Source organism: Flavobacterium sp. XN-5, assembly GCF_008033395.2.
Classification (GTDB): Bacteria; Bacteroidota; Bacteroidia; order Flavobacteriales; family Flavobacteriaceae; genus Flavobacterium; species Flavobacterium hiemivividum.
Genome location: NZ_VOGZ02000001.1, coordinates 653743 through 665369 on the forward strand (window position 1 = coordinate 653743; position 11627 = coordinate 665369).

General features: G+C 35.7%; 9 protein-coding genes. 4 read left to right on the forward strand and 5 right to left on the reverse strand.

The features are described from left to right. Positions 1-14: 14 nt before the first annotated feature. The 4 genes from aceA (at position 15) to FQU23_RS02960 (ending at position 5034) form a co-directional block, all read left to right on the forward strand. A complete protein-coding gene (gene aceA, locus FQU23_RS02945) occupies positions 15-1298 on the forward strand; it encodes an isocitrate lyase (RefSeq protein WP_410503907.1) in 1284 nt (427 codons plus the stop codon). A gap of 161 nt (positions 1299-1459) precedes the next feature. Continuing rightward, a complete protein-coding gene (locus FQU23_RS02950) occupies positions 1460-2752 on the forward strand; it encodes an aminopeptidase P family protein (RefSeq protein ID WP_147672506.1) in 1293 nt (430 codons plus the stop codon). Between the two features lie 408 nt (positions 2753-3160). After that, the gene (locus tag FQU23_RS02955) at positions 3161-3961 is read left to right on the forward strand and encodes a TIGR00266 family protein (RefSeq protein WP_147672507.1); all 801 of its coding nucleotides are present in this window, start codon (positions 3161-3163) and stop codon (positions 3959-3961) included. Positions 3962-4251: 290 nt separating this feature from the next. Then, positions 4252-5034: an alpha/beta fold hydrolase gene (locus FQU23_RS02960; RefSeq protein ID WP_147672508.1), complete on the forward strand. Its 783-nt coding sequence runs from the start codon at positions 4252-4254 to the stop codon at positions 5032-5034. Here FQU23_RS02960 and FQU23_RS02965 read toward each other — a convergent pair. From FQU23_RS02965 to kbl, 5 genes are all read right to left on the reverse strand, one after another. Then, positions 5031-5702, reverse strand: coding sequence for an ATP-binding cassette domain-containing protein (locus tag FQU23_RS02965; protein ID WP_209282309.1), 672 nt, complete (start codon positions 5700-5702; stop codon positions 5031-5033). The genes FQU23_RS02960 and FQU23_RS02965 overlap by 4 nt on opposite strands. Continuing rightward, entirely contained in the window at positions 5699-5998 is a 300-nt protein-coding gene (locus tag FQU23_RS02970; RefSeq protein WP_147672509.1) for a hypothetical protein, read from the reverse strand. The genes FQU23_RS02965 and FQU23_RS02970 overlap by 4 nt, the downstream gene beginning before the upstream one ends. Before the next feature lie 13 nt (positions 5999-6011). Further along, entirely contained in the window at positions 6012-8774 is a 2763-nt protein-coding gene (locus tag FQU23_RS02975; RefSeq protein ID WP_147672510.1) for a PD-(D/E)XK nuclease family protein, read from the reverse strand. A 64-nt stretch (positions 8775-8838) separates the two neighbouring features. Next, the gene (locus tag FQU23_RS02980; RefSeq protein WP_132108984.1) at positions 8839-10275 is read right to left on the reverse strand and encodes an OmpA family protein; all 1437 of its coding nucleotides are present in this window, start codon (positions 10273-10275) and stop codon (positions 8839-8841) included. Between the two features lie 133 nt (positions 10276-10408). Then, complete coding sequence (kbl, locus tag FQU23_RS02985; RefSeq protein WP_132108986.1) at positions 10409-11602, reverse strand: glycine C-acetyltransferase; 1194 nt, start codon at positions 11600-11602, stop codon at positions 10409-10411. Positions 11603-11627 lie beyond the last annotated feature (25 nt).

Sequence of the window (11627 nt, forward strand, 5' to 3'; positions counted from 1 at the left end):
CCAATAAATTAGAAATTATGAAAACTACCGAAACAAGAATTCAAGAATTAGTTAGTGACTGGATAACAAACCCAAGATGGAAAGGCGTTGAACGTCCATATACAGCCGAAGAAGTAGTAAAACTTCAAGGCTCTTACAAAATAGAACATAGTATCGCCAAACTTGGTGCTGAAAAATTATGGAACAAACTTAACTCACAAGATTTTGTAGCAGGATTAGGCGCACTAACAGGAAACCAAGCCATTCAAGAAGTTGAAGCTGGACTAGAAGCTATCTATTTAAGTGGATGGCAAGTTGCCGCTGATGCTAACGTGGCAGGCGAAATGTACCCTGATCAATCTTTATACCCGGTAAATAGCGTTCCTTTGGTAGTAAAACGGATTAACAATGCCTTATTGAGAGCCGACCAAATACAGGTTGTTAACGGAGAAAGACACAAAAAAGACTATTTAGTACCGATCGTGGCCGATGCAGAAGCAGGTTTTGGAGGTAATTTGAATGCATTCGAATTAATGAAAGCTATGATTGAAGCAGGCGCTTCAGGAGTACACTTTGAAGATCAATTAAGCTCCGCAAAAAAATGTGGACACCTGGGCGGAAAAGTATTAGTTCCTACACAGGAAGCGATAAATAAATTAATCGCAGCACGTTTAGCGACTGATGTTATGGGAACTCCCACATTAATTGTAGCTCGAACAGATGCTGATGCGGCTAACTTATTGACTAGCGATATAGATCCAAGAGACGCTAAATTTATTACGGGAGAAAAAACAAGTGAAGGATTTTTCCATGTAAATAGCGGCGTACAACAAGGAATTGACAGAGGATTGAGTTACGCCCCTTACGCGGATTTAATTTGGATGGAAACCAGCAACCCGGATTTAGCATACGCAAAACAATTTGCTGATGCCATTCACAAAGAATTTCCGGGTAAATTGCTAGCATATAACTGCTCACCATCATTCAACTGGGCAGCAAAATTATCAGTAGCGCAGATGGAAACTTTTAGAGAAGATTTAGCCGCAATGGGCTATAAATTCCAATTTATCACTTTAGCTGGATTTCATGCCCTAAATACAAGTATGTTCGAATTATCTAAAGCGTATAAAGAAAGAGGGATGGCGGGCTACTCTGAATTGCAAGAAAGAGAATTTGCTTTGCAAAAACACGGTTTTAGAGCAGTTAAGCATCAAAGTTTTGTAGGGACATCTTATTTTGACGCTGTTCAAAACACCGTTACGACAGGAAAATCATCTACAACTGCCATGAAAAATTCTACCGAAGCTGCGCAATTCTAAACAAAGCTATTCATTACTAACTCCATAACGCATTAGTTTAAAAAGTATGTTTTTTAAACCAATGCGTTTTTGTTGTTTTTTCATAAAATTATCAAATTCATAACTCGAAACAATTTAATCTTAGTATTTTTGAATAAATAAAAAGATTAAATAGAAAGAACATGAAATACCATCAAATTGACCGTGACTTATTTATAAAGAACCGTAGTAAATTTATGGCTCAAATGAAGCCAAAAAGTGTTGCCATTTTTAACTCTAATGATATTTATCCAATTAGTGCCGACAGTACAATGCCGTTTGCACAACACCGCGATATCTTTTATTTAAGTGGTGTGGATCAGGAAGAAAGCATCTTATTATTATTTCCAGACGCTCCTTATGAGTATCAAAGAGAGATATTATTTTTGAAAGAAACTAACGATCACATTGCCGTTTGGGAAGGTGAAAAACTAACCAAAGAACGTGCATTGGCAGTTTCAGGAATCAAAACCGTATATTGGTTGCAGGAATTCGAAAAAGTTTTGTTCGAATTAATGACACATTCTGAAACAATATATATCAATACTAACGAACATTACAGAGCTACTGTCGAAACAGAAACTCGCGAGGCCCGTTTTGTTAAATGGTGGAAAGATAAATACCCTGCACATGCTGTTGCAAAGAGTAATCCTATTTTGCAGCGCATCCGTTCTATAAAAGAAAGCGAAGAGATAGATTTGATTCAGCAAGCTTGTAATATTACTGAAAAAGGATTCCGTAGAATTCTTTCTTTTGTGAAACCAAATGTAATGGAATACGAAATCGAAGCCGAGTTCATTCACGAATTCCTTCGCAATCGTTCCAAAGGTTTTGCTTACACACCAATTATAGGTTCAGGAAATAACGCAAATGTTTTGCATTATATCGAAAACAACCAGCAATGTAAAGCAGGGGATTTGATTTTATTAGATGTGGGTGCAGAGTATGCTAACTATTCAAGCGATATGACCCGTACTATTCCGGTTTCAGGAAAATTTACTGACCGTCAAAAAGCAGTTTACAATGCCGTTTTGAATGTTAAAAACGAAGCTACTAAAATGCTTGTTCCAGGAACAATTTGGAAACAATACCACATTGAAGTGGGAAAAATAATGACTTCTGAGTTACTTGGTTTAGGATTGCTTGACAAAGCCGATGTACAAAATGAAAATCCTGACTGGCCCGCTTACAAAAAATATTTCATGCACGGAACTTCCCACCACATGGGATTAGACACCCATGATTACGGAATCTTGACCGAACCGATGCAAGCTAATATGGTTTTCACTGTTGAGCCAGGAATTTACATTCCTGCAGAAGGTTTCGGAATCCGTCTAGAAGATGATGTAGTTATCCAGGAAACTGGAGAGCCGTTTAATCTGATGCGCAACATTCCTGTTGAAGTGGATGAAATTGAAACTTTGATGAATTCTTAATCCCCCTAACCTCCGAAGGGGAAACAAAAAACACCTTAGAACGACTTTCAGATATGATAGTCGTTTTTTTTTATGGAACAAACTCAGTTTTCAGTTAACAAATTACACATAACGATTAAACCTATTCCCAATGTTTTGGGCGCATCCCCGCTTCCGTAAACTCCAACCGGGTCGGGCTATACGCTACAAGTCCTCGTCCCTAAAAATCAGGACTGTGGGCTTTTCACTACTATCCCTTGCGCATTAAAAACTACGTTAATTCTTCCAAAACTACCATCCCAAAACAATCATAAAACTGTAACTTTATAGTAGTACCTACGTCATATAGTAGATCAATAATTTAATAAAACTTAATTTATTTACGGTTAAAAAAAAATCATCTTTTAAAAATCAAAAAAAATCAAAATTATGACAGCACACGAAATAGATTACCAGATATTTGGCGAAGAAATGCAATATGTAGAGATCGAACTGGATCCGCAAGAAATCGTCATTGCCGAGGCAGGAAGTTTTATGATGATGGATAATAACATCCAGATGGAAACCATTTTTGGAGATGGTTCTGAACAAAAATCAGGAATATTTGGCCAGCTTTTAAATGCCGGAAAAAGAGTCCTTACTGGCGAAAGCTTATTTATGACCGCTTTTATTAATCAGCACCACAGTAAAGGAAAAGTGTCATTCGCTTCTCCATATCCAGGAAAAATCCTTCCTATCGATTTAACTGAATTCCAGGGAAAATTCATCTGTCAAAAAAGCTCTTTTCTTTGCGCAGCCAAAGGCGTATCTGTTGGAATTGAATTTTCTAAAAAACTAGGCCGCGGACTCTTTGGCGGAGAAGGATTCATCATGCAAAAACTAGAAGGTGACGGAATGGCTTTTGTACATTCAGGAGGTACCATGGCCAAAAAAGAACTAAGAGCGGGCGAAGTCCTAAAAGTAGATACGGGCTGCATCATAGGATTCACAAAAGATGTAGATTACGATATCGAGTTCATTGGCGGAATCAAGAACTCCATATTTGGAGGAGAAGGTTTGTTCTACGCAACCCTTCGCGGTCCCGGAACGGTGTACGTACAATCCTTACCTTTCAGCAGACTCGCAGATAGAATTATAGCTTCAGCACCAAAAGCGGGTGGAGATAGCCGTGGTGAAGGAAGCTTATTGGGCGGATTAGGAAATTTATTGGATGGAGATAATCGCTTTTAAGGTTTAACTATCCCACATCAATCTAGCCGCAAATTTGTCATCCTGACAAAGGAAGGATCTCATCATGACAATGAACAAATATGAGCGGCTTTTAAAAATATACACATTATATTTATTAACATTATAGCAATCCTGCAAGATTTTTAAATCCTTGTAGAAAACCGCGCTACGCTTCTTAGAATGATTTTTTTTTAAATATCCGATTTTTAAGCTAGCTCAACTCAATATCTTTAACCCTTATTGGTTCAAAACAATTAAAGTTCTAATTTTGCAAAAACAAACCAAAACCGTTGAAACAAATTCTGTTTAAAAATACCAGCATCTCTTATTCTGACTCAGGAAAAGGCACCACTATTGTCCTGCTTCATGGTTTCCTGGAAAACCAAAGTATGTGGGATAATTACATTGCTACCTTTTCGAAAAAAAACCGAGTGATCACAATTGATTTATTGGGTCACGGAGAAACAGAATGTTTAGGCTATGTCCATTCCATGGAAGACAACGCCGATGTCGTGCATGCTGTTTTAGCGGAGTTGCGCATCCGAAAAGCAATTCTTGTGGGACATTCGATGGGGGGTTATGTAGCTTTGGCTTTCGCCGAATTATATCCAGAAAATGTAAAAGGCTTGGTTTTACTAAATTCGACAGCTAGAGCAGATAGCGACGAACGAAAAGTAAATCGCGATCGAGCGATAAGAGCCGTGAAACAATCTTTTGTGAATTTTATCTCTCTCTCTATTGCTAATTTATTTAGTGAAGGAAACCGAGAAAGGCTAAGTGCTGAGATTGAAATTGTAAAAAACAAAGCGCTAAAAACGCCACTACAAGGAATCGTAGCTTCACTAGAAGGAATGAAAATTAGAAATGATCGCGAAGTGCTACTGCATCTTACTGCTTTTCCAAAACTACTGATTCTGGGAGAGAAAGATCCCGTTTTACCTTTCGAAGAATCAAAAGAACAAATTGAGAACACAAAAGTACCGTTAGTCACTTTTCCAGACGGACACATGAGTCATATTGAAAATCAAGAAGAATTGACACAGATCCTATTGAAATTTTTTAAAAATATTTAAAAAAAATCCGCGTTTAAATATCCTTTACTGACTAATTCTTCTTTACATTTAAGATGATGCGCTTTTCCATCTTTCATCAGCATCAATTTAGTTGAGAGTGAAATCACATTTTCATAATTATGATCTGTAATTAGAATGCCTTTTTGTTTAGCATTTACTTTTATCAGTGTATTTACTTTTTCGATCATAAGCGGTGACAACCCATTATAAGGTTCGTCTAAAAGAACAAATTTAGAAGAATTACAAAGTACCAACTTGATTTCTAAATAGCGTAACTCTCCTCCTGACAACTGCGAAATTTTTCTATTAATAAACGATTCTATCATTTCATCATTATAGAAATCCTCCATTTGCAGGCTATTTATGGAGAGTGAAATTGCTTTCTTGACCGAGAATTGGTTCGGAATAAAATTGTCTTGAGAGAGATAGCTTATTTCATTAAATAAATCACTGGTTTTAGTTTTCACCACTCCATCAATTCGCACAAACTTAAAATCAGCAGCTTCAATTCCGAAGATAATTTTTAACAAAGTCGATTTTCCAGAACCATTTCGACCTAACAAACCTATAATATCATTAGTCTCGCATTTCAAATATACGTCGGAAAGAATAGATTGGGTATCGTATCTTTTCTGTACACTATCTACTTCTAAAATATGTTTTTTCAAAATAGTGTAGCGATAAAGTTAAAGGCAAAACTCAGTATAACAAGAAAAACAAAAGTATAAGACCAAGCATACAACCAAAGTTCCATTTTTGAAATAGCATTATTGTAGTAAAATAAATACTCGTTTTTAGACTTGAATTCCTTGACCGCTAAACTAGCAGCATAGCCAACAGTTAAAAAAGTATATTTGAACGCAAATACACCTAAAAAAAGAATTGGTAGAACACAAACAGCCAAGTTAATAACTAAGGTACTTTTAAAGAATTCAAATATGTTATTTACTTTTTGTAAAGTCATACTTTTTTAAGTTTTAAACTTTCTCTTCGAATGGAATACTAACATCCAGAATTTCATTCAACAACAATACAATCTGCTCTAGATAATTATTCATCACCTCTTGGTTTATTATCATATTCCCTTCTTTTTCTTCTTTAAAATTAAAAGGTAAAAAACCCGCTTTTAGATTCTTAAAAGAGATAATTCCGGCTTCAATGGGTTTCGATTTCGCTTCGGTTTCGTACATGTACGCATAAGCTAAAACCTGAATAATTTTATCGTTTTTAATCTCCTGCGTCAGTCCTTTCCATGCCTTCAGCATTACACTAGATTTCTCGACCTTCCCGGTTTTATAATCAATAATCCTGATTACTCCGTTGCGTTCTTCGATTCTGTCAACGTTTCCTTTTATCAATACTGGAAATGGCAAAGTAGGATGATTTAAAATTCTTTCGAAAGTTTTTTCCAATGCTATTATTTTAATCGCATCGCCTGCTTTTATACTTTCTAATTCGACCTTCAAGAAATTAGACACATTGCGTTTCGCTACTTCAAAAGCGAGTAAATTACGTCCTTTCTTAATTTCGCCTTCCTTATAAACTTCTTTAAATTGTTTCAAAACCTCATCATCTATTTGCTTAAAGCAATTTTGAATATCAGCTTCTGAAATAAATTTATCTACAAACGGATCGTACAAAGACTTCAACGTTTCGTGAATAATAGTTCCCAAAGTATTCAAAGCAATATTCTCTTCGACTTCTTCGACTTCCCGGATACGCAATATCTTTTGAAAATAAAACTGAATTGGATTCCTTATATAACTCGTCAACGCCGACGGGGAAAAACCAACATCAGCAATTTCTTTTAAACGCAGCATCACGGATTCTGATTTTTCGATAACCATTGGCGTATAAGCTGTTTCCGGTAATACGGCATTGTAAATTTCGTGCGTTAAGGTATGCTTCGACTGTTTTTCGACTTCTAACTGAGTGATAAACCTGCTTTTTTCCCCTGCATCCAGTCCTTCACTTTCGGTATTATAAAGCAAATAGATATTTTTAGCACGTTGTAATAAATGATAAAAATGATAAGTATAAATGGCATCTTTCTCTTTAAAAGTAGGCAAACCTAATTCTCTTTTTACATCATAAGGAATAAATGAATTCTGCGATTTTCCCGCTGGGAACTTTCCTTCATTCATGGAAGTCACAATCACAGTATCGAAATCAAGCACTCGACTTTCTAGAACACCCATAATTTGCAAACCGTTTAATGGCTCTCCTTCAAAAGAAACGGCGGCCAAGTCAATCACTTGTTTATAAATAGCGTACAGCGTTTCAATCTTATCAATATGTTGGTGTTGTGAGTAATAATTAATCAGCTTATTAATTACTTTAAAAATAGAAAACACAAAGGCCTTTGTGATTTTTTCCTCTTCATTGTCGTTACTTAAATTCTCTTTAATGGTAAGCAACAACTTAGAAACAGTATCCAAAACTGCAATCGAACCATTTTCCCATTTCTGGAACAACAACAAAAATAAGTCCGTAGGATTCGCATTCAGCTCCATCAATTTATGATGGGTTATAAATGTGTAATTGTTCTTATTAATCAGGTTAACTAATTTACCTGTTTGCGCATATGGCTCCACCAAAGGATGTGTTAAAATATCCAGTACATCTTTATAATACAACACATAATTCTTCGCGTTTCTAGCCAATGCATTTGTATGCATCTTGAACAACTTGGCGATTAAAATTTGGGCAGGATTATTTTTACTAGGATATCCCATTGTAATATTCAAAGCACCCACACTCGAGGGCAACGAATATAAAAGTGGAACTAGAAGATTTTCTTCCCCAAGAACTACAGCAACTTTATCGAGCGTTGCATTAGGATTTTCATTAATTATATTTTCGATAATACCACCGGCAATTTTTGCCTGACCAATTGTTTTTGGAGTACCAATAACTTGAATGTTTTTAGTCTGCGAAAAATCGTCTACAATCCATTCAAAAGGATTTGATTTGTACTCTTTCCAGTTTTGTTTAAACCGCCTTACAAATAATCCTGCGTCATGATAGGGATCATTGAGGAATGTTTGATCGGCATCCCAGTATATTTTAGCTTGATCAGTAGCTATAAGATGTTGAATGATTTTTTCTTCGGAGGCATTTAAGGCATTAAAGCCCGCGAAAACATGAGTCTTGCTCGTAATTAATTTCGAAAATTCACCTAAATTCTCTACTGCTTGACGGTAAATTAGTCCTTGATAACCAATGCCTTTTTTAAGCAAGTGCGCATATAAAGTTTGGTAATAATTAGGTAATAATTTCCAAAAGTCAATATAATTTTCGAGTAGTTGAGTTTTGTTTTCGACTTCGATTCCCCATTTCTTGATATCTTCAATGTCTTTTAAATAAGACAAAACATAAGTTGGATCTAACAAATAACGATCGATTTCATTAAAATCTTGCAAGAGTGTTTTAGCCCAATTGGCAAACAATTCAAACGACTGTTGGTTTGCTTTCTCAGTAACTGATAAATATACATCATAAAATTCAAACAACAATTCGATCGGATCTATCGTTCGAATTCCTGCAATGTCTTGAATAAAATCCTCGATACTAATAATTTCAGGAGAAAGAATATTGCCGTCGACTTGTTTTTTCAGGGCTTCAATCAGGAAAATCTTAGCTCTCTTATTTGGTAAAACGACTATCGTATCAGATAGTTTATCAGAGTAATTTTCAATTAAAACTTGTGCAATTTTATCTAAAAAAGAAGTATTTATCATTTCATAAAAATAAAAAAAACGCCCCGATAAATCGAGGCGTTTTCCATAAATATTTTAGAAAAATCTATTCTTCTTTTATTAAAGAAATTTCAACTCTTCTATTTTTCGCTTTACCTTTAGCAGTTTTGTTAGTATCCATTGGTTTAGTTTCACCAAAACCTGTAGATTTCAATCTATCAGCTTGAATACCATTTTCAACTAAGTAATTTTTAACCGCTGCAGCTCTGTTTTCAGATAAAGTTTGGTTCATTTCGTTACTTCCGTCGCTATCAGTATGACCTTCAACTAAGAATCTAGAATAAGGATATTCTTTTAAGATTTCAGTAATTGACACTAAAGTTGGGTAAGTTTGTTTTTTGAAAGATGATTTTCCAGAATCAAACAAGATAGTTCTACTGTACTCATTCAATTTCATCATAACCGCTTCTGACACTTCAGGACAACCTTTGTTAGCAACAGTACCTTTTACTTCTGGACATTTGTCATCTTTGTCTAAAACTCCGTCACCGTCAGTATCAGGCCAAGGACAACCAGCATTTTCTTTTGGTCCTGCAACAGTAGGACATTTGTCATCTTTATCAGCTACTCCATCTCCATCAGTATCAGGACAACCTTTCAATGCAGCTAAACCAAATACGTCTGGACAAGCATCATCTTTATCAGCAATACCATCACCATCTCTGTCTGGACAACCATTTAATGCAGCTGTTCCAGCTTCAGTTGGACAAGCATCAGCACTATCTTGAATTCCGTCTCCATCAGTATCAGGACAACCATTGAATTCTTTTAAACCTGCAACTTCTGGGCACGCATCATCTTTATCGTAAATTCCATCACCGTCAGTATCTTTTCCTCCAAATTTGAAAGTAATACCAGCAGTATGTTGGAAATGAGATGGAGCATCAGGAGTTCCGTTAGCATCTTCTCTATCTCCAAAAGATTTTTTATATGAAGATTCAAGAGATAAACCAATGTTTTCAGTGAACCAAAATGTTAATCCAGCACCTGGGTTTAACGTCCCGTAACTACTATCTCCAAAGAAAGTATAACCTCCACCTACGTGTAAGGAAGGATCAATTACTTTAGAATTAATTAAATTCATGAAGCTGTATTTAACTGTACCGTCAATACCATAGTACATCAAATCTCCAGGATTAGAAACTACCATTCCTCTTGAATCATGCCCTGGTGCAGTAGGATCGAATTTTACATATTTATCAATCTTGTTTACAGAACCTTGAACACCAAAAGAGAAATTATCTCCTAGGTATTTAGATACTTTAATGTAAGATACAGATGGAAGGACATTCCAATTGTCTTTTACTGCGAAAGGTTGAGAAAAATGTTGGTCTAACCAACCATTTCCACCACCTGCACTAGTTCTAGTGTCTACGGCATTAACTCCAAAAGAGATAGCCCATGGATTGTTGCTGTCTTGTGCGTGTGAGCTTAAACCCATCACCATCATTACAGCAACTAAAATTTTGCTAAGATGTTTCATACTTATTTTTTTTAATTACAATTTAGTTAATTACTAACAAAAGTAACTCGATTATTATTATTTACAAAACGAAATGTTAAAAAAAACCCATTTTATTAAGGAAAAATGGTAATTATATAACTTCGACCTATAATTATACAACATTCAGTGCCTTGCCAACCTCAACAAACGCATTTATCGCTCTATCCAAATGCTCTTTTGTATGTGCCGCAGACAGCTGAACCCTAATCCTTGCTTTATCTTTAGGCACTACAGGGAAAAAGAATCCAATAACATAAATTCCTTTTTTCAACAATTCATCTGCCATTGTTTGAGATAATTTTGCATCATATAACATAACCGGTACAATCGCAGAATCTCCTTCAACAATGTCAAATCCAGCCTTTTTCATTCCTTCTTTGAAATAATTGGTATTCCATTCTAATTTATCTCTTAAAGAAGTATCTTTTTCTAATAGTTCGAAAACTTTAATAGACGCACCAACAATCGCCGGCGCTAAAGAATTAGAAAACAAATAAGGTCTAGAACGTTGGCGTAACAATTCAATAATTTCTTTTTTGGCTGTTGTATATCCACCCATTGCTCCTCCCAGGGCTTTCCCCAGAGTTCCCGTGATGATATCCACTCTTCCCATTACTCCTTTTGCCTCAAGCGTTCCTTTTCCTGTTGCTCCAATAAAACCCGCAGCATGACACTCATCAACCATTACCATAGCGTCATATTTATCTGCTAAATCACAAATTTTATCTAAGGGCGCTACAACACCATCCATAGAGAAGACGCCATCAGTAACGATAATTTTAAAACGACTACCAGCTTCATTTGCTTTGATTAATTGTTGTTCTAAATCGGCCATATCACTATTTGCATAACGATAACGTGCTGCTTTACACAAACGAACGCCGTCAATAATAGACGCATGATTCAAACTATCTGAAATAATAGCATCTCCTTCACCTAATAAAGGTTCGAAAACACCTCCGTTAGCATCAAAAGCGGCCGCATATAAAATTGTATCCTCTGTTCCGTAAAACTCAGCAATTTTTCTCTCTAAAGTTTTATGAATGTCTTGTGTCCCACAAATAAAACGAACAGACGACATACCAAAACCATGTGTATCTAATGCGTCTTTTGCAGCTTGTACTACTTCTGGATGAGAAGACAATCCCAAATAATTATTAGCACAAAAATTTAAAACCGTTTCTCCCGTTGAAATTGTTATTTCAGCTCCTTGAGGAGATGTAATAATTCTTTCCTTTTTGAAAATTCCGTTGTCCTCAATAGTTTGCAATTCGTTTTGCAAATGCTCTTTAATTTTTCCGTACATTTTATTGCCTTTTAATATATTTATA